Consider the following 19,190-nt stretch of genomic DNA (forward strand, 5'->3'; position numbering starts at 1 on the left):
CTGTTGAAGCTTGGGCCGACGCAGCCGCTGCCGCGGCCGGACCCGCGGAGCCGGGAGGTCTCAAACCGTCGGTGGGGACTCCGGCCCGGGAGCGGGCTCCCCGGCGGCCCCCGGCCTCGCCGGGGTGATGCCCAGCAGGGCCACGTACCCGCCGAGACGGGCTGCCGCGTCGAGCATGGAGACACCGCGGACGGTGAGCCGTCGCCGCCAGTCGTCGAGCGCGTCCGACAGCGCCTCGGTGCCGCCGGCCGTGCGGATCTGCCGGATCACCGTGCGGATGTGCTCCAGCGGATAGCCGCCGCGACGCAGCAGATGAGTCAGTTCGGCGTCGCGCACGTCGGTGGCGCCGAACGAGCGGTGGCCGGTGACCGGTTCCCGCTCGGGGGAGAGGATGCCCACCGCCTCCCAGTTCCGCAGGGTCGCCGCGGTGACCCCCAGGCGCCGCGCGAGTTCGCCGATGCTGAGCGGGTCGCCGTCGGCGGACGCGCGTGCGGCGACCTCCCGGTCGCGGGTCAGGTGCTCCACCGCCCGCCCCACCGCGTCCAGCGTGCTGCGGTCGCGCAGCAGTTGGGCGTGGCCCCGGTCGACGGCGGTCAGCGCGCCGTCGAGGTCACCGGTGTTGAGCGACCGCATGATCTCGCCGCCGGTGGCGTAGCCGTAGGCCTGGACGAGCGCCAGATAGGCGCGCAGCGCCGTCGCATGGACCTCGGTGTAGGTGCGGTAGCCGGACGGTGTGCGCCGGGCGAGCGGGATGAACCCGTCCCGCTCGTAGTTGCGGACCGCCTGGGTGGAGATGCCGTGCTCACGGGCCAGGTCGTGGGGACGCAGGTGTTTCACGCTTTGAGACTTTATCCCAGATCCTCGCCGTCGACAGCGGAAAAGTCTCAACCGAGTTTGCAGGTATACGCTTGAGCACATGAACCGGGACGCCCAGGAACGTCTCACCACGTCACATGACGAAGGCGTGCCGCGTCCGACTCAACGGGAGGGACACCATGACCGCCGGTACGGAGACGGACACCCAGCCCGCACAGCTGTGCGCCGCCGACAGCCACGACATGATCCGGGTGCACGGAGCACGTGAGAACAACCTCAAGAACGTGCAGGTGGAGATTCCCAAACGGCGGCTGACCGTGTTCACCGGAGTCTCCGGCTCGGGCAAGAGCTCCCTGGTGTTCGACACGATCGCCGCGGAGTCGCAGCGGCTGATCAACGAGACCTACAGCGCCTTCATCCAGGGCTTCATGCCCACCCTCGCCCGGCCGGAGGTCGACGTCCTCGACGGGTTGACCACCGCGATCCTCGTCGACCAGCAGCCGATGGGCACCAGCCTCCGCTCCACGGTCGGCACCGCCACCGACGCGGGCACACTGCTGCGCATCCTCTTCAGCCGGCTGGCCAAGCCGTACATCGGCACCCAGAAGGCCTTCGCCTTCAACGTCGCCTCGGCGGACGCGTCCGGTGTCCTCGTGGTGAACGGCAAGAAGATCGAGAAGGGCTTCAGCGTCGTCGGCGGCATGTGTCTGGCGTGCGAAGGCATCGGCTCCGTCTCGGACATCGACCCCGCCCAGCTGTTCGACGCCTCCAAGTCCCTCGCGGACGGCGCGATCACCGTCCCCGGCTGGAAGCCCGACGGCTGGGTGGTGCAGTCGTTCACCGAGTCCGGCTTCTTCGACCCGCACAAGGCGATCCGCGACTACACGGAGCAGGAACGGCACGAGTTCCTGCACGGGGACCCGGTCAAGGTCAAGGTGAAGGGCGTCAACACCACCTACGAGGGCCTTCTCGCGCGGGTGCGCAAGTCTTTCCTGTCCAAGGACAAGGAGACGCTCCAGCCGCACATCCGCGCCTTCGTGGACCGCGCGGTGACCTTCTCCGCCTGCTCCGAGTGCCACGGCACCCGGCTCAGCGAGACCGCCCGGTCCGCGAAGATCGACGGACTGAGCATCGCCGACGCCAGCGCCATGCAGATCAGCGACCTCGCGGCGTGGATCCGCGGTCTGACCGACCCGTCGGTCACGACCCTGCTCACGGTGCTCGGCCAGACCCTCGAGTCCTTCGTGCAGATCGGCCTGGGCTACCTCTCGCTCGACCGGTCCTCGAGCACGCTCTCCGGCGGCGAGGCCCAACGCGTCAAGATGGTGCGCCACTTGGGCTCCGCGCTCACCGACGTCACCTACGTGTTCGACGAGCCGACCGTCGGACTGCACCCGCACGACATCCAGCGGATGAACGAACTGCTGCTGCGGCTGCGGGACAAGGGCAACACCGTCCTGGTCGTCGAGCACAAGCCGGAGACGATCGTGATCGCCGACCACGTCGTCGACCTGGGTCCGCTCGCCGGCACCAAGGGCGGCGAAGTGGTCTTCGAGGGCACCGTCGAGGGCCTGCGCGCCAGCGGCACTGTCACCGGACGCCACCTGGACGACCGGGCCTCGCTGAAGCCGTCCGTGCGCCAGCGGACCGGGGTCGTGGAGGTGCGCGGCGCCGACGCCCACAACCTGCGCGACGTCGACGTGGACATCCCGCTCGGCGTGCTCACCGTGGTCACCGGGGTCGCGGGCTCCGGAAAGAGCTCGCTGATCCACGGATCGGTGGCGGGCCGGGACGGCGTCGTCACCGTGGACCAGTCACCCATCAAGGGCTCGCGGCGCAGCAACCCGGCCACCTACACGGGCATGCTCGAACCGATCCGCAAGACGTTCGCCAAGGCCAACGGGGTCAAGCCCGCCCTGTTCAGCCCCAACTCCGAGGGAGCCTGCCCCACCTGCAAGGGCGCGGGCGTCATCTACACCGACCTGGCGATCATGGCAGGTGTCGCCACGACCTGCGAGGACTGCGGAGGCAAGCGGTTCCAGCCCTCGGTGCTGCAGTACCGGGTCGGCGGCCGGGACATCAGCGAGGTGTTCGCCATGCCGGTGGCCGAGGCCGCCGAGTTCTTCCGCACCGGTGAGGCCCGGACGCCGGCCGCGTGCACCGTGCTCGACCGGCTCGCCGAGGTCGGTCTGGGATACCTCAGCCTCGGACAGCCGCTCACCACCCTCTCCGGGGGCGAGCGGCAGCGGCTGAAGCTCGCCGGACACATGGGCGGAGCGGGCAGCGTCTACATCCTCGACGAGCCGACCAGCGGCCTGCACCTGGCCGACGTCGAGCAACTGCTCCGCCTGCTCGACCGGTTGGTCGACTCCGGCAAGACGGTCATCGTCGTGGAACACCACCAGGCGGTCATGGCCCACGCCGACTGGATCATCGACCTGGGCCCCGGTGCCGGCCACGACGGCGGCCGGGTCGTCTTCGAAGGCACCCCCGCCGACCTGGTCGCCGCCCGCTCCACCCTCACGGGCGAACACCTCGCCCAGTACGTCGGCGCCTGACGCCGAGCCGTTCCCGCACCTGCCCCCGTCCGGCGACCCGGCGGGGGCACGGTCCGGTCTTCCTCCAGGGAGTTCAACTCTTCCGGCTGCCGTTGTCCGCCCGCAGCCGCACGATGTCTGGCTCACCTCTTTCCCCGCGCCCTTCCGCCGTCCCGCCGGCGACCACAATGCGGGCTGACGGCTTCCACCTGCCGACAACCCGTGCCGGTGTGCCCGCCGGCAGCCCGTCCCGGTGGGCTCACCGGGCACCTGCCGGCCCACTTCTGCGGTGCGCGGGCCCCGCGCATGCCGCCCTACGGAAGGGATCAGAGCGATGTCCTCACCCGCCGACCACACCACCGTGATCGTGGGAGCCGGTCCCGCAGGACTCACCGCGGCCCTCGGCCTGGCGAGATACCGGCACCCCGTGATCGTCGTGGACAGCCCGCGCGCACCGCGCAACAGCGCGTCGGCGGGGGTCCACGGCCACATTGGCATGGACGGCGTCACCCCCGCCGAGTTCCGGGCCCGCGCCTGGCGGGAACTCTCCCGGTACAGGACCGTCGAACGGCTGGAGGACGAGGTCGATGGCGTGTCCACCGCGCCGGGCGGAGGCTTCCGCATCACCCTCGGCAGCGGGGGAAGCGTCGAGTCCGCAACCGTCCTGCTCGCCACCGGTGTCCTCGACGTCCATCCGTCCGACGTGGACGGCTTCGCGGAGTGCTGGGGCCGCAGCGTGATCCACTGCCCGTTCTGCCTCGGTGAGGAGAACGCGGGCGGGAGGTGGGCGACGCTCGCCGACAACGCACACCTCGCGGGACTGTCCGCGGTGGCCTTCCGCGCCTGGAGCGAGGACACCATCGCGATCTGCCCGGAATCCATGCCCGGCCTGGACACCGCCCGCGCGACCGCGCGCAGTGGGGGAGGGGACGTCGTCACGGGCACCGTGCGCCGTCTCCACCACCGGCAAGGGGCCCTGTACGGAATCGAGTTGGCCGACGGGCGGATCCTGGAGCGGCAGACCCTCGTGTGGACGCCACCGCAACGCCAGCAACCCGTCGTGCAGCGGGCGGCCGACGAGCTGAAGCTGACCGTCGACGACGCCGGTTTCATCGGCGTCGACGACTCCCAGTGCACCAGCGTGCCGGGTCTGTACGCCGCCGGGGACCTGACCAGTCGCTGGAAGCAGTCGGTCACCGCGTCGACCGCGGCGGGCGCGGCAGCCGCCGACGCCATCCACATGTCGGCTCTGCTCGGTGCCGTGCACCAGTGAGCCGGGCCCCGGTCGTGCGCACGGTGCACCGCCCGCCCGGAAGCGGCCCTGCGGCGCAGTACCGGGGCTGCGGCGCAGTACCGGCCCTGCGGCCCAGTACCGGCCGGTGGACGGCACGTCGGTGACAGAAGTCCGCAAGAGACCCGGGAGGTGCCGGCAGGCATCGCAATCATGGCAGCCATGACTGAACCTGCCGGCGCACCCGACGCAGCCGCGGCGATGACCGAGGTGTTCGACGCCGTCTACCGCGGAGAGAGCCCCTTCGGCAAACGCCCGCCATGGGACATCGGAGCCCCCCAACCCGCCTACGTGGCACTGGAGAAGGCGGGCCTCATCCACGGCGCCGTGCTCGACGCGGGCTGCGGCACCGGTGAGGACGCCCTCCACCTGGCCGGCCTGGGCTACGCCGTGACAGGGCTGGACCTGTCCCCGACGGCGATCTCCCTCGCGCGGGACAAGGCCGACGCGCGCGGACTCGGCGCCGTGTTCGAAGTCGCCGACGCCCTCGACCTCACAGGCTGGGAAGGGCGCTTCGACACCGTGATTGACTCCGGCCTCGCCCACACCTTCGAGGGCGACAGGCTGCGCGCCTACGCCACGGCCCTGCACCGGGCCTGCCGTCCGGGTGCGGTGGCGCACATCCTCTCGATCAGCGACCGGGGATCCGCCGAGATGCAGGCGCGGCTCGCCGAGGCCATCGACGAGATACCGGCGCCGCTCCCGGACGACGACGAGTCGCCCACCCTCAAGCGTTCCGCCGACCACCTGCGCGACGGCTTCGCCGAAGGCTGGACGGTCGAGTCGATCGACGAGTCCCTCATGCGCGGCGTCATCCCGACCACGTCCGAACTGCTGGATGTGCACGCCTGGCTCGGACGCTTCCGCCGCGACTGACCGCACCCACCGAAGACGGCCCCGAGAAGGCGAGGAACGATGAAGGTGCGAGTAGGCAAGTGGCTGCGGACCGCCGCGTCCTCACCGACGGGCCGGGCCGCCAGACGCGCGCTCGCGGCGACCGGTACCTCTGCGGCCCGGCCGAACCGGTCCGGGGCCGCGCGCGCCGCCTACCGGTTCGGCTGCGTCTACACCGGCTTGTACTGCCTGACCTCCCCACAGGTGTACCTGGCGCTGCGCGGGGGCGGCATGGGGCGCCTTCAGGAGGCGGCCGACGCCTGGGCGAAGCTCTGGGCGATCCGCCCGGTGCGGAACTGGATGTCCGTCCGGTTCCTCGGCAAGGAGCTGGGCGACCGCTTCGAAGGCGGCGACGACCCGCACACCTGGGCGGGACAGCTCTGCTGGCTCGCGGGCGCCGCCGTCGCCACTCCGGCCCTGTTCGTGCTGGAGCGCCACCGGACGGGAAGTGCGGCGCCGCAGGAGTGGCTCCGCCTGGCCGCCCGCTTCTGTCTCGCCGGCCAGATGTTCTCCTACGGCGCGGCCAAGGCCGTCCCGCTCCAGTTCCAGCTGCCGCCCTCCAAGCTCGTCGAGCCGCTCGGGGAGCTCAGCCCGATGAGCCTGCTGTGGGCGCAGACGGGATCCTCGAAGCCGTACCAGATGGTGCTCGGCTGCGCCGAGATCGCGGGCGGACTGCTGCTCGTCCTGCCGCGCACGGCGCCGCTGGGTGCGCTGCTGTCCGCGGCGGAGATGGCCCAGGTCCTCCTGCTCAACCTGACCTTCGACGTCCCGGTCAAGGTGCACTCCTACCAGCTGCTCCTGCTCAGCCTGCTGCTGCTGGCCCCGCACGCGCCCCGCCTGGCCGGGGCCGCGCTCACCGGGCATCCGCTGCCCGCCGCCTCGACCGGAGACCTCTTCCGTTCCCGCCGGGCGAACCGGATCGCCACCGCCCTCCAGGCCGGGGCCGGACTCTGGCTCCTCGGCGCCCAACTGCGCAACGACTTCACGTTCTGGAAGAACCACGGAGGCGGACGCGAGAAGCCCGCACTCCACGGCGTCTGGGACGTCACCGACTTCTCCGTCGACGGCGAGCAGCACCCGCCTGTGACCACCGACGACCGTCGCTGGCGCCGCGTCGTCGTGGACTCCGCCGACGTCGTGGCCATCCAGCACATGGACGACTCGCTCGACCCCTGCATGGCGGCGATCGACATGGACGCCCGCTCCCTAGCCCTGACCAAGATGACCGACCCCACCTGGCGGGTGACCTTCGCCTTCGAGCGTCCCGCCGACGATGCACTGATCCTGGAGGGCAAGGCCGACGGCTGCCACCTCCGCCTGCACCTGCGCCGCCGCGACCCGCACACCTTCCCCCTCATCAGCCGCGGCTTCCACTGGGTGCAGGAGAACTCGTCGCTGCGGTGACGCGATGACGGGCCGCACGCGATGCGGTGGCCGGGGTGGGCCGAGGAAGGAGAGCAACGTATGAGCGGGGACGTCGACGCACTGGCCGCCGAGGTGAGGGGGCCCGTCCTCCTGCCCGGCAGCGGGGAGTACGACGAGGAACGGGCCGGATTCCAGGCCGGCTTCAGGCACCGCCCGGCACTCGTCGTCGGCGCGACCCGCCCCGAGGACGTGCGCGCCGCGGTCCGCTTCGCCGCCGAACGGAGCATGCCCGTCGCCGTGCAGTCCACCGGGCACGGCATCGTCACCGCCCTGAACGGCGAGGGCCTGCTCATCACGACCCGTCGGATGAAGGGCGTCGCGGTGGACGCCGACGCCGCCACGGTCACGGCCCAGGCCGGCGTGCTGTGGGGAGAGGTCGTCGAGCAGACCGCCCCGCACGGCCTGGCCCCGGCCAACGGCTCGGCCCTGCACATCGGCGTCATCGGCTACCTCCTCGGAGGCGGTGTCGGCCTGCTCGGCCGCCGCACCGGATACGCCAGCGACCACGTACGCGCCCTCGACATCGTCACCCCGGACGGACAACTGCGCCACGTCACGGCCGGCTCCGACCCCGACCTGTTCTGGGCGCTGCGCGGCGGCGGAGGCAACTTCGGCGTCGTCACCGCCGTCGAGACCGCCCTCATGCCGGTGACGCGGCTGTACGGCGGCGCCCTGCACTTCGCCGCCGACCGCCCCTTCGACCTGCTGCGCGCCTACCGGGCATGGACGTCGACCCTCCCCGAGGAACTGACCTCCTCGATCTGCCTCATGACCTGCCCACCGTGGGCCGACGTCCCCGAGCCGCTGCACGGACGCTACGCCGCACACATCCGCATCGCGTTCACGGGAACCGCCGACGAGGGCGAACGGCTGGTGGCGCCGCTGCGGGCCCTCGGCCCGCGGCTCGTCGACACCGTCCGGGACATGCCGTACACACAGGTGGGCACCATCTACCAGGATCCGCAGACCCCGCACGCCTACTTCGGCAGCAACGTCCTGCTGCGCGAACTCGACCCCACGGCCCTGCGGACCGTCGTGGACGTGGCGGGGCCCGATGCGGCGGTGCCGTGCAGTGTCGAGATCCGTCACCTGGGCGGCGCCTTCACCCGCAGGCATCCCGGCAGGGGGGCGGTCGGCGCCAGGCAGGCCGCGTACATGCTGCGCGTGACGACCGGCGGCACGGCCGCGCCGTCCGCGTCCGCCCGGCCGGTCCACCAGAAGGTGTACGACGCCCTCAAACCCTGGACCGTCGGCCGCAGCCTCAACTCCGTCTACAACGACGGCGCCCCGGTGCCGGAGGAGCAGGTACGCGAACTCTTCGCGGCCGAGGACTTCGAGCGGCTCCGCCGCGTGAAAACGCTGTACGACCCGCACAACCTGTTCCGGCTCACGCACAACGTCCGTCCGAAGGACGTGAGTTGAAGGACAACGGCGGCGGCCGCCCGTGATGACATATCAGCGCTGTTCGCGCACCACGGCGAAGAGCGCCCGATCCGTCGGGAGCCCGGCGGCGTCGAAGGCGCGGTGCCGGCCGAGATGCTCGACGCGGCCGCCGGAACAGGTCTCCCGCAGATACGTGCCCAGCCAGGCGTCCGGGCCGGGCACCATCGCAGGAAGCCCGAACTCCGCAGGCATCTCGTCCTCACCGGTGTCGAAGAACATCACCTTGCCGGTGCGCGCCCACACGTCCCGCAGCAGCGCCGTGGCCGTCTCCAGCCCCTGCAAGCGCACCAGGTGGTGCCACACCGACAACACCAGCGTGCAATCGGCCGCCGGCAGCAGGCCGACCGTGTCGGGCCGCAGCTCCAGTTCCATGACCGCCACGTTGGTCAGCCGGTTGCGCCGCACGGCGGTGGCCGCGGTACGCGCGTACTTGGGTTCCGCTTCCAGCGCCACGGCTGCCACCCCCCGGCGGCCAAGCATGATCGGGAAGTAGCCGGCATTCGCACCGACATCCAGCGCCGTCCGCACGCCCAGGCCCTCGACGACCGGCTCCATCGCCGCCCACCGCGACGTGGTGCCGTCGGCCCGCTTCGCTCTGCGCACCGGCAGCCCGGGCACCGGCTGGTAGATGCCGTCGGGCAGCGCGTCCAGCCTCAGCCGGACCAGATCGAAGGCACCGTCGATCACCAGGCGCACGCGGTGCAGTGCCCGCCGGGCCGGGATCCGCTGATGCATGCGCACCACCCGCGTGGATGCCTGACCCGTACGACCCCGACCCACACGCCACCTCCACCACCAGCGAACACGACACTGCTACTCGTCAGCATCGACCATGGCCCCCACCGGCATCCCCACCGACGCGCAGCGCAGCGCATTGCGGCCGTCGGAACCGGGGGTGCGGGCGCGGCACCGCGCGCCGCTGCGCGCCTGCCGAGGAGTCATGGCGAGTGAGCGAGCCGCTGCCGAAGCGGCTGTGCTCGAAGCCTGGGTGAGGTGAGTTCCAAGGCCCGGTTGTCCTGCCCGGCAGCCATGTGGTCGAGCCATCGTTCGTACCAGGCGAGAAAGTCCGGGGCCGAGGAGACGTTCGGACCCCAGAAGCCGTCTGCGTTGCCGATGAGCATGCGTCCGGTGAGAGGGCCGGTCATGCCGATGAGGACCAGATCGCTGCATCCGCGTTCGATGACGTGCAGGAACAGGTCACCACGGCGGGTGGGCCGGTGAGCCCGGCTGAATCCTCTCGAACCCGTTCCGGCGTCTCGGGCGTTCATCGTGAAGAGCGTGCAGTCCTCCAACGGGATCAGTCCGTAGTACGGAGACGCTCCTGTACCGCCCATCTGGGTGAGGAAGTCCAGGTAGGGCTGGGGGAGATCCACGTCGTGCTCGCCTTGGAAGGCGTCTGCCCGACGTTCGGTGAGCCGGGGGCCGAGACGAAATCGGTGCCGCTCCTCGCCAAAGGAGTGGCTTCGGCCGGGCGTGTAGGGGATGCGTGCCAGCTTGCGTCGCAACCGCGGGATGCGGGAGTCCATGCGGGCTCTTCTCTCGTGTCGCCCGCAACCTATCGCACGGCAGCAGATCTGATCCTGCGAGCCCTGCCGGACCGGGCACCGCTGCGCCTACACGGACTTGAAGCCTGGGATTCTGGGCGAACTTGCCTGTCTCGGCATTTCCGGTCGAGAAGCGGCGAGAGTGACGGGAGCGGCGAGAAGGGGCAGTCGTGAGCGGGGTGCAGGATCCTTTCGATCTGGGGCCTGACCTGCTCGAATGCGCCATGGCCCGGTGTCCCGACCGCCAACGCCCGAACCCTCGTGGGCGTCGCACTGAACAAAGTCTCCAAGCAGTGCGTGAACCTCGCTTCGCCGGGCACAAGGACTATCGCACCGAGGTCCTGGCCCTCGGAGCTGGTAGGGATCCAAAAGCCAAGGGACGGAAATCGGACCCTTGCGAAGCTCAAACGCACACGCGCTTGAGCCGGAATTGACGATGGGGTTGAGATGATTATTCTTGGGCTTATTCTGCTGATTATCGGCCTGCTTGTCGGCATGGGTCTGCTGACGACGATCGGTGGAATCCTCATTCTGGTGGGCGCCATCCTGTGGATCCTGGGTGCGACCGGTCGCGCGGTCGGTGGACGAAAGCACTTCTTTTAAAGGATCGCCGGTTGTGCCAACCGGCGATCCCCAGTAGTGCTCGTCAGGTGATGGGCTGTCTTGGCTGCTTTGAGGGCTGGGCAGGCGCTGTCCGCAGGTGATGCGGGCGCCGGTCCAGCCCTCAGCACGTTCCGCACAGTGTCGAGGACCGGGTCGAGGCCAGCCGTCCACGGTCAGGGCAGTCCCACCAGCCCCCAGCCTCGATGCGCAGCCTCCGTGGTCACGGTGCCCCATTCACGCAATAGGGCCGTGAAGTCCTCGAAGCTGTCAGGGCGCCCGGCCCAGGACTGACATTCCGCGGCGAACGGTTGCCGCAATTCCTCGAGGCGGGATTCCGCCCGCGCCCAGGCGAGGGCCTTGCCCGGCGCGACCTCGGGCGGACATACGAGGAGAAGCGACGGGTGTCGGCGGTCCGCGGCCGACGGCAAGAAGCCCCCGCCGCCGGTCAGCGCAGGGTCGTCGGCCGGGTCCGCTCCAGCCGATCCAGCCACGGCCGAGTTACCCGGACCCAAGGGGCGACCCGCCGGTACCGACCGGACTCACTGTGGTCCGCCCTGTCCGGCCGGCGCGCCGGGTGAGGCGGTGGGGAGTGCCTGCGTCGGGCAGGTGGCGGCGACGACATGGTCGACGACGTCGTGCAGGCTGGAGCGATGGCGGTAGGCGGCACGCTGCCGCTCCGCCCCGCCTCCCCGGGTGCGCACGCGTTCCCAGTGGCTGCGCACGAGGTCGAGGTCACCGCTGTGGTGCAGAGCGGGGGACAGGGTGCGCAGCATGCGCTCGACCTGCTCGGTCGCGGGGACCAGGCGCCGGGTGAGGGGATCGAGGGCATGTCCCGTGAGTCCGTCGCGTGCTGCCCGCCAGGAGGCGGCGCGCAGGATCTCGGGGGCCGGGCGGGGGGCCGGTTCGCCGGCGCGGATGGCCCTGAGCGCGGTGGCGACCAGGGCGCGGACGACTGCGGCGAGCAGGATGGTGTCCTCGGGGGTGAGGGCCGCGTCGGCGACGCGTACTTCGACGGTGGGCAGATGGTGGGAGAGCCGGACGTCCCAGTAGAGGCCGCCGTGGTCCAGGACGGTGCGGGTGAGGATGAGTTCCTCGACGAGTTCCTGGAAGTGGGCGGGGGACTCGAAGTAGGGAGGTGGGCCGGCCACCGGCCAGCGCCCCCAGGTGAGGGTGCGCCAGCTGGCGTAGCCGGTGTCACGGCCGTCCCAGTAGGGGGAGTTCGCCGCCAGCGCGGTCAGTGTCGCCAGCCAGGGGCGCAGGTGGTTGCTCACCTCGATCGCTTCCTGCGGGTCGGCCACGCCGACGTGCACGTGGCAGGCGCACGCGCTCTGCTCGTCGTCCAGTGCGCGGAAGAGCGACAGGCTCTCCGCGTACCGCGGGCCCGGCGTGAGGGGCACTGGTGCGACCAGGCCGGTGATCGGGGAACCGCTGGAGGCGATGCGCAGCCCCCGCCCGGCCGCCGCGCGCGCCAAGGCCGCGCGTACGGAACGCAGTTCGGTGAGTACCTCGCCCAGATGCGTATGGGGGTCGGTGCGGCCCTCGAGCTGGTAGCGAGTCAGTTCGGTGTCGACGAGGTGCTCGAGCTCACCCGCGGCCGCCGCGGCCACCTGCGGGCCGCCGGGCCGCACCGTTCTGCTGACGGGATCGACGAGGAGGAACTCCTCCTCCACCCCCACCGACAACAGCGCCGGGGCCTGTCCGAGCGGAGTGGGGCAGGGGGCAGGGGCGTCGTTGGGGGGCAACTGCTGCTGCGGCTGACTGGTCACGATGCCCGACTCTGACAGAAGGCACCGTCGCCCGGACGGCACAACACTTCACTCGTCCGGTTTTGGGGCCCGGCCCGCACGGCACTCCGCGTGCCGACACACCGATGCCCTCGAAGGGGAGGTCGGCCCGCACCGTACGGAGCATCGCCATGTTGGCCGATCTGCGCAGGCGCGGCGTGGCCGGGACCGTGCTGAACCCGGACCGTGCTGACCCTGACCGTGCCGGCCGGCCGCGCCGGATGTCAGAAGGCACCTGCAATTACTGGGCACTTGGAGCCCCGCGATGTTTTTCACCGGATGGTGTGGTGTGATCCCGGTTTGGCTCTTTGTGTGAGGTGGCTCCGCGATGCTCGAAGAGCGCCCGGTCGCCGTAGCTGGAGAAAGGCGACGGCGGACGTGGCCGCTGCACCTGCACGACCAACAGAGAGACGGGCTCATCGTGCATTTGACTCCGCATGAGCAGGAGCGCCTGCTGATCCATGTCGCGGCCGATGTCGCTCGACGCCGCCGCGAGCGCGGGCTGCGTCTGAACTACCCGGAAGTGATGGCCCTGCTGACCGTGCACGTCTTCGAGCAGGCGCGGGAGGGCAGGACGGTCAGCGACATCATGGACTCGGGCCGGCATCTGCTCACGCGCGAGGAGGTGATGGACGGCGTCCCGGAGATGATCAAGGACGTGCAGGTGGAGGCCACGTTCCCCGACGGCACCAAGCTGGTCACCATCCACGACCCTCTCCCCGAGGCCGCGGCGGAGCCCGAGGTGTACCCCGGAAAGGTGGAGCACCCCCAGCCGCCCCGCACACCGGGCTCGCCCGTCGACTGCGAGGACGGCGGCACACCGTCCAGCGACTGCGACCCCGACGAGATCGTCCGCCGCTACGACCCGATCCGGTTCAACGTGCACCTCGACGGAGACCCGGAGGGCGTCAGCCTGCAGCAGGACGCCACGGTGCTGCCGGGACCGGGCAGGATGAGGATCAGGGTGAAGAACGAGTCCGACCGCCCGGTCCAGGTGGGCTCCCACTACCACTTCGCCGAGGTCAACCCGGGGCTGAAGGTCATCGGCGTCGAGGTCCCGGCCGGCCAGGCACTGCCTGAGGATCGCAGTCTGGAGAAGTGCGAGGCAGCCAAGGGCAGGCGGCTCAACATCGCCGCGGGCACGTCGGTGCGGTTCGAACCGGGCGACGAGTGCTGCGTGGAACTGGTGCAGATCCGCGGTGATGTCACGGCCGGCGATGGCAGCACCAGCGACCTGAGCAAGATTCACGGACTGCGCGAAGGGATCGTTCCATGAGCACGCCGCAGGCGCACGGCCGCAACCAGGAACCCGGGGCCGGACTCCGGCCCAAGGCGAGCAACGAGCTGACGCGGGCGGAGTACAGCGCCTTGTACGGTCCCACCACGCGCGACCGGGTCCGTCTCGCCGACACCGACCTCACGCTGCAGATCGAGGCCGACTGGAGCGGCGGTCCCTCCTACAGCGGCAACGAGATGATCTTCGGCGGCGGCAAGGTGATCCGCGAGTCGATGGGCATGTCGCACCTGGCCCGGGACGGCAGGAGCGTCACCGGCGACGCCACGGATCACAGGCCGGTCGACACCGTCATCACCGGCGCACTGGTCCTCGACTGGTGGGGCGTGGTCAAGGCCGACATCGGCATCCGGGACGGACGCATCGCCGCCCTGGGCAAGGCCTACAACCCCGAGACCATGGACCCCGTCCCGAGCGACCGCTTCGAGATGCCGGACCGCACCACCCGCGGCAACACGCTGCCGATCCCGGTGACACCGACGAGCTTCGTGATCGGGCCGAGCACGGAGGTGATCTCCGGCAACGGCAAGATCCTGACCGCCGGCGGCGTGGACACCCACGTCCACTTCATCTGCCCCGGCGAGATCCACGAGGCTCTGGCCTCGGGCGTGACGACCCTCATCGGCGGCGGCACGGGCCCGGCCGAGGGCAGCAAGGCCACCACCGTGACCCCGGGCGCCTGGCACATCCGCCGCGTCTTCGAGGCGCTGGACGAGTTCCCCGTGAACGTCGGTCTGCTCGGCAAGGGCAGCACCATGAACACGCACGAACTGAACGCGCAGGTGGACGCCGGTGTCTGCGGCTTCAAGATCCACGAGGACTGGGGTGCCACTCCCGCGGTGATCGACCGGGCCCTCGACGTGTGCGAGGAGCGCGGCATTCAACTCGCCCTGCACGCCGACTCCCTGAACGAGTCGGGTTTCCTGGAGAGCACACGGGCGGCCTTCACCGGCGGCGCCGATACCACGGACGGCGAGCTCACCGAGGGCAAGGCACGCGCCATCCACATCTTCCACGTCGAGGGGGCCGGCGGCGGACACGCGCCGGACATGATCGAGCTGGTCAAGGACCCCAACGTGCTGCCGGCCTCGACCAACCCGAACCGGCCCCTGACGGTCAACACCGTCAAGGAGCACGTCGACATGATGATCGTGTGCCATCACCTCAACCCCGAGATCCCGGCGGACATGGCTTTCGCCGACTCCCGGATCCGGCCCTCCACCATGGCCGCGGAGGATCTCCTGCACGACATGGGCGCCATCTCGATGATGTCCTCCGACGCCCAGGCGATGGGCCGCATCGGCGAAATGATCATGCGTACATGGCAGACCGCGCATGTCATGAAGGCCCGCTACGGCCCGCTGAAGGAAGACCTCGAGGCCGCCCGCGTCCGCCCTGCCGACGAGGACGAGGACCACGCGTTCACCGAGCGGCGGCAGCCGAACGACAACTTCCGCGCACGCCGCTACGTCGCCAAGTACACGATCAACCCGGCGATCACCCACGGCATCGACGGACACGTCGGCGACGTGCAGACCGGCAAGCTCGCCGACCTGGTGCTGTGGGAGCCCAAGTTCTTCGGCGTCAAACCGCACATGCTCCTCAAGGCCGGTCAGCTGGCCTACGCGCAGGTCGGCGACGCGAACGCCTCCATCCCGACACCGCAGCCGTACCTGCCCCGGCCGGTGTGGGGTTCCACCGGCCGTGCCCCGGGGCGCAACTCGGTCAACTTCGTCGCCCCGGGCGTGTCCGACACCCTCAACGGAGACGGCACCGGCGACAACCCCGGCCTCGGACTCGACAAGGACTTCGTGGACATCACCAGCACCCGGCAGGTCACAAAGGCCGACATGAAGCTGAACGACACCGTGCCCGACAGCCTCGAAGTCGACCACAACAGCTTCGAGGTCACCATCGGCGGCGCGACCACATCCGACGCCCGCACCGAGATCAACGGTGCCACCGTCCCACGCTCCTACGTCACCGAAGTACCCCTGGCGCAACGGTACTTCCTCTTCTGACCAGGTCCCCCGCCCGGCCGGTCACCCCGCGGCCGGGCCCGCCGGGCCCGGCCGACGAACCTAGCCCGGCACCACATCCCCCATGCGAAAGGCAGCCGCTCCTCCATGAGCCGTGCAGCCCTGCTCCTGCTGGCCGACGGGCGCTTCCCCGCCGGAGGACACGCCCACTCCGGCGGCGTGGAAGCAGCCGTCGCCCAGCACGCCGTACACGACACCGCCGACCTTGAATCCTTCTGCCGGGGCCGCCTGCACACCACCGGCCTGACCACGGCCGGCCTGGCAGCCGCAGCCGCCGCCGGACTGGACCCCCTGCTGCTGGACGAGGCCGCCGACGCACGCACGCCGGGCCCCGCCCTGCGAGCCGTCGCCCGCCGCCTCGGCCGGCAGATGATGCGTGCGGCCCGAGCCACCTTCCCCTCCCGGGCGCTGGAAGCGCTGGCCGCCGCACATCCCCGGGGCGCGCACCAGCCGATCGTGCTGGGCCTCGCCGCCCGAGCCGCCGGCCTCACCCCCCAGGATGCCGCCTACGCCGCCGCCTACGAGAGCACCGGCGGTCCGGCGACCGCGGCCGTGCGCCTGCTCAGCCTCGATCCGCTCGACGCGTCAGGGTTGCTGGCCCGCCTCGGCCCCGACATCGACACCGTCGCCGGCGCTGCCGCCCGGGCCGCCGACCGCGCTCTCACCGAAGGCGTCGACGCACTGCCGTCGGCGTCCTCGCCGCTGCTGGACATCACCGCGGAACAGCATGCCGCCTGGACCGTACGCCTCTTCGCCTCCTGACCCCCACCCACATCCACCGGAGCTCATCGTGCACCTCGACCACCACGTGACCATGCCGCAGCGCCACACCCACAGCGCCGAGCCCGTCCGCACCGACGGCACCCGCCGTGCCCTCCGCGTCGGCCTCGGTGGGCCCGTGGGCACCGGAAAGACCGCCAGCGTCGCAGCCCTGTGCCGCACCCTGCGCGATCGCTGGTCCATCGCCGTCGTCACCAACGACATCTACACCCGCGAGGACGCCGAATACCTCCTGCGCGAAGCCGTACTGCCCCCCGAACGGATCACCGCCGTCGAGACCGGCGCCTGCCCCCACACCGCCATCCGCGACGACATCTCCGCCAACCTCGAAGCCGTCGAACACCTGGAGGAAACCCTCCAGCCCCTCGACCTCGTCCTCGTCGAATCCGGCGGCGACAACCTCACCGCCACCTTCTCCAAAGGCCTCGTCGACGCACAAATCTTCGTCATCGACGTCTCCAGCGGCGACGACATCCCCCGCAAGGGCGGCCCCGGCATCACCACCGCCGACCTCCTCGTCGTCAACAAGACCGACCTCGCCCCGCATGTGGGCGCCGACCTTGCCACCATGGCCGCCGACGCCAAACGGCAACGCGGTGACCTGCCCGTCGTCTTCACCAGCCTCACCAGCGACGACGGAATCCGGGAAGTCGCCGACTGGGTCATCGCGCATCTCACCGCCTGGCACGCCGAGGCGACCGCATGACCGCTGCCACGTCCCGAACGGCCCCGGGCCCGATGCCCGCGGACGAACGGCCGGGCGCTGCCACGGCCTTGGGCTCCGGCGAGCCTGCCGTACACCCGGCCGGCGTGCGCGCCCACGCCCGCATCCACGCCACCCACAACGGACACGTCACCACCCTTCCGCGACTGCACAGCGACGGGCCCTTCCACCTCCGCCGCATGCGCCCCGACGGCAACACCGCCCGGGTGGGAATCATCGGTGCGATGAGCGGCCCGCTCGGCGGCGACCGGCTCACCATCGACGTCACCGCCTCCGATCGGGCCGCACTGGACGTCACCACGGCAGCCGCCACCCTGGCCCTGCGCGGGCCCACCACAGCGCCGGCCACCTACGACGTACGGCTCACCGCCGGCGACCACGCCCACCTGCGCTGGCTGCCCCAACCACTGATCAGCGCCGCCGGCAGCAACCTCCGGCAGACCTACACCATCGAACTGGCCCCCACCGCCCGGCTGTTGCTGCGCGAGGAGCAACTCCTGGGCCGGGCCGACGAAGAGCCGGGCCACCTCGTCAGCCGGCTCCTGGTCCACCGCGCCGGAGGTGTCCTGCTCGACCAGCAGACCGCCTACGGAGACCCGGAACCCGGCTGGGACCCCGCCGTCCTGCACCGGCACCGCGCCGTCGGCCAAGTCCTGCTCGTCGACCCGGCCGCCCGACTTCCCGCCACCTCCGTCCTTCTCGGCCGGGGATCCCCGAGCGGACAGGCCGTCCTCACTCCGCTGGCCGGCGGCCCGGCGCTGCTCGCAACCGCCGTCGCACCGACCTCCGCGGCCCTGCGGGACCTGCTCGACGAAGCCCTCTCCCACGTCCGGCCGAGATAGCCAGGCCCCGCGCGCACAGCCCGAGCCCGGCCCGCTCGCCCTCTCGGACGAGCGGGCGGGGCTCGTCAGCCGTCTGCGGTCAGCAGCCGCAGAAGATGGGCGCAGGCGTGCTCCTCGTGCGCGTGCCAGGCGATTGCTTCCCAGGTGCCTCGCTCGTAGGCTCCGGTCTCCCACGTGCCCGGGACGGCCGTGGACCGGCGCAGATACAGGAAGTCGGTGGGCAGGGGAGAGGGCTGGTGGACACCTTCGATGTAGTAGTGCCCGTCCTGCACTCCCCGGGCGCGCAGGGCGGTGCGCAGACTCTCGCGGTCCACCGGCCGACCGGGTTCAGCCTGCGGCGGGGGCGAGATAGCCGTGGTCCAGCAGCCACTTGACGTTCAGCCGGTCCCCCTCACCCGGGGCGAGGAGGGCTGGGTCGAGTTTGATCTGCTGGCCGCCACCGGGTTGTTCGAACCAGGGGGCGATGCGGCCCTGCCAGACGGCGAAGGACTGTGTGACGGTGTATCGGTGGTAGTCGCAAGGGTATTGCGGGTCGCGGGTGTTGAGGTTCTGCGGGGGCAGGGCCCGCTTGGCGTAGGGGTCGCCGGCGGGGGCGAGGTAGGAGCCGTACTCGGAGCCGAAGCGGTCCAGCTTCTCACCGGGCTCCAGGACCTCGACGTGCTTGTCGACCTCCCCGGTGTTGGTCTCGGCGAACCCGTCGTCGGGCGGGTACTTCCACCCACCCGGGCCCTGAGGGCTGTCGTCCTTCCAGTACTTGGCCAGGAAAGCCCGGGGGGACAGTCCACCGGTGCGGTGGTAGTTCTTCAGCAGCGGCCCGACCGGCTCCTGCCATGAGCGGGGCAGGTTCTGCGGTCCGAGCCGCGCATCTCCCCGGTACTCGCCGGTGCAGGGGGCAGGCGGGGACTCGACCGGTGCGGGGCGGGGACCGGCGTCCTCGGCGGCGGTGGCGGCAGCCGGCGTCAGAGCGGCAGCCGCGGTCAGTGCCAGCGCGGACAGCGTGCTGCGCATGCGGTGGTTCACGTGTCGTACTCCGGTGACTCGGTCGAAGAGGAAGCCGACTCAGGCGTGCATACCTGGAGCAGGCCGGTTCCAGGTTGTCGTGATCCGATCCCAGGATGCAGAAGAACCGGACTGGCCGGGGCGGGAGATCAACGATCGGATGACCGGCAGGACA

17 protein-coding genes and 1 pseudogene are annotated in these 19,190 nt (G+C 70.9%); 12 read left to right on the top strand and 6 right to left on the bottom strand.

The genetic code is table 11. The features are described 5' to 3' along the window. Window positions 1–60: 60 nt before the first annotated feature. Entirely contained in the window at window positions 61–837 is a 777-nt protein-coding gene (locus tag ACZ6ZN_RS30725) for a TioE family transcriptional regulator (protein WP_469651317.1), read from the bottom strand. Window positions 838–995: 158 nt separating this feature from the next. Here ACZ6ZN_RS30725 and ACZ6ZN_RS30730 point away from each other — a divergent pair, with 158 nt between their 5' ends. The 5 genes from ACZ6ZN_RS30730 to ACZ6ZN_RS30750 all read left to right on the top strand — a co-directional run bounded on the left by ACZ6ZN_RS30730 (window position 996) and on the right by ACZ6ZN_RS30750 (window position 8,385). Beyond that, a complete protein-coding gene (locus ACZ6ZN_RS30730) occupies window positions 996–3,374 on the top strand; it encodes an ATP-binding cassette domain-containing protein (protein WP_469651320.1) in 2,379 nt (792 codons plus the stop codon). A 313-nt stretch (window positions 3,375–3,687) separates the two neighbouring features. Then, window positions 3,688–4,626, top strand: a complete 939-nt coding sequence (locus ACZ6ZN_RS30735; RefSeq protein ID WP_469651323.1) for an NAD(P)/FAD-dependent oxidoreductase — start codon at window positions 3,688–3,690, stop codon at window positions 4,624–4,626. 180 nt (window positions 4,627–4,806) lie between these two features. Continuing rightward, window positions 4,807–5,520: a class I SAM-dependent methyltransferase gene (locus tag ACZ6ZN_RS30740; protein ID WP_469651326.1), complete on the top strand. Its 714-nt coding sequence runs from the start codon at window positions 4,807–4,809 to the stop codon at window positions 5,518–5,520. 39 nt (window positions 5,521–5,559) lie between these two features. Then, on the top strand, window positions 5,560–6,942 hold the full coding sequence (locus tag ACZ6ZN_RS30745; protein WP_469651329.1) for a hypothetical protein: 1,383 nt from the start codon (window positions 5,560–5,562) through the stop codon (window positions 6,940–6,942). Window positions 6,943–7,002: 60 nt separating this feature from the next. Further along, entirely contained in the window at window positions 7,003–8,385 is a 1,383-nt protein-coding gene (locus ACZ6ZN_RS30750) for an FAD-binding oxidoreductase (RefSeq protein ID WP_469651331.1), read from the top strand. A gap of 33 nt (window positions 8,386–8,418) precedes the next feature. Here ACZ6ZN_RS30750 and ACZ6ZN_RS30755 read toward each other — a convergent pair whose 3' ends face one another. Further along, the gene (locus tag ACZ6ZN_RS30755; RefSeq protein WP_469651334.1) at window positions 8,419–9,141 is read right to left on the bottom strand and encodes a methyltransferase domain-containing protein; all 723 of its coding nucleotides are present in this window, start codon (window positions 9,139–9,141) and stop codon (window positions 8,419–8,421) included. 203 nt (window positions 9,142–9,344) lie between these two features. Beyond that, window positions 9,345–9,932: an SMI1/KNR4 family protein gene (locus tag ACZ6ZN_RS30760; protein ID WP_469651337.1), complete on the bottom strand. Its 588-nt coding sequence runs from the start codon at window positions 9,930–9,932 to the stop codon at window positions 9,345–9,347. 465 nt (window positions 9,933–10,397) lie between these two features. Here ACZ6ZN_RS30760 and ACZ6ZN_RS30765 point away from each other — a divergent pair, with 465 nt between their 5' ends. Continuing rightward, window positions 10,398–10,553 carry a hypothetical protein gene (locus ACZ6ZN_RS30765; protein ID WP_010059700.1) on the top strand — a complete coding sequence of 52 codons (156 nt, stop codon included), beginning with the start codon at window positions 10,398–10,400 and terminating at the stop codon, window positions 10,551–10,553. A gap of 539 nt (window positions 10,554–11,092) precedes the next feature. On the opposite strand, the gene ACZ6ZN_RS30770 is transcribed toward ACZ6ZN_RS30765, so the two are convergent. Then, on the bottom strand, window positions 11,093–12,319 hold the full coding sequence (locus ACZ6ZN_RS30770) for a carboxylate-amine ligase (protein ID WP_469651339.1): 1,227 nt from the start codon (window positions 12,317–12,319) through the stop codon (window positions 11,093–11,095). Window positions 12,320–12,758: 439 nt separating this feature from the next. Here ACZ6ZN_RS30770 and ACZ6ZN_RS30775 point away from each other — a divergent pair. The 6 genes and pseudogenes from ACZ6ZN_RS30775 to ACZ6ZN_RS30800 all read left to right on the top strand — a co-directional run. Then, window positions 12,759–13,055: pseudogene (locus ACZ6ZN_RS30775) on the top strand (urease subunit gamma); the annotation flags it as partial. Window positions 13,056–13,268: 213 nt separating this feature from the next. After that, window positions 13,269–13,613, top strand: coding sequence for an urease subunit beta (locus tag ACZ6ZN_RS30780; RefSeq protein ID WP_469651376.1), 345 nt, complete (start codon window positions 13,269–13,271; stop codon window positions 13,611–13,613). Next, window positions 13,610–15,652 (top strand): urease subunit alpha, encoded by a 2,043-nt coding sequence (locus tag ACZ6ZN_RS30785; RefSeq protein WP_469651341.1) that lies wholly within the window; start codon window positions 13,610–13,612, stop codon window positions 15,650–15,652. Before ACZ6ZN_RS30780 ends, ACZ6ZN_RS30785 begins: the two co-directional genes overlap by 4 nt. A gap of 105 nt (window positions 15,653–15,757) precedes the next feature. Further along, window positions 15,758–16,432, top strand: a complete 675-nt coding sequence (locus ACZ6ZN_RS30790; protein WP_469651344.1) for an urease accessory protein UreF — start codon at window positions 15,758–15,760, stop codon at window positions 16,430–16,432. Window positions 16,433–16,460: 28 nt separating this feature from the next. Further along, complete coding sequence (gene ureG / locus ACZ6ZN_RS30795; RefSeq protein WP_469651345.1) at window positions 16,461–17,156, top strand: urease accessory protein UreG; 696 nt, start codon at window positions 16,461–16,463, stop codon at window positions 17,154–17,156. 104 nt (window positions 17,157–17,260) lie between these two features. Beyond that, window positions 17,261–18,016: an urease accessory protein UreD gene (locus ACZ6ZN_RS30800; RefSeq protein WP_469651347.1), complete on the top strand. Its 756-nt coding sequence runs from the start codon at window positions 17,261–17,263 to the stop codon at window positions 18,014–18,016. Between the two features lie 65 nt (window positions 18,017–18,081). Here the strand turns inward: ACZ6ZN_RS30800 and ACZ6ZN_RS30805 are convergent, their stop codons facing one another. Together ACZ6ZN_RS30805 and ACZ6ZN_RS30810 are read right to left on the bottom strand one after the other, a co-directional pair. After that, window positions 18,082–18,330 carry a hypothetical protein gene (locus ACZ6ZN_RS30805; RefSeq protein ID WP_469651349.1) on the bottom strand — a complete coding sequence of 83 codons (249 nt, stop codon included), beginning with the start codon at window positions 18,328–18,330 and terminating at the stop codon, window positions 18,082–18,084. A 13-nt stretch (window positions 18,331–18,343) separates the two neighbouring features. Then, window positions 18,344–19,024 (bottom strand): TNT domain-containing protein, encoded by a 681-nt coding sequence (locus tag ACZ6ZN_RS30810; protein ID WP_469651378.1) that lies wholly within the window; start codon window positions 19,022–19,024, stop codon window positions 18,344–18,346. Window positions 19,025–19,190 lie beyond the last annotated feature (166 nt).

It is taken from the genome of Streptomyces sp. NPDC053665 (assembly GCF_055585285.1).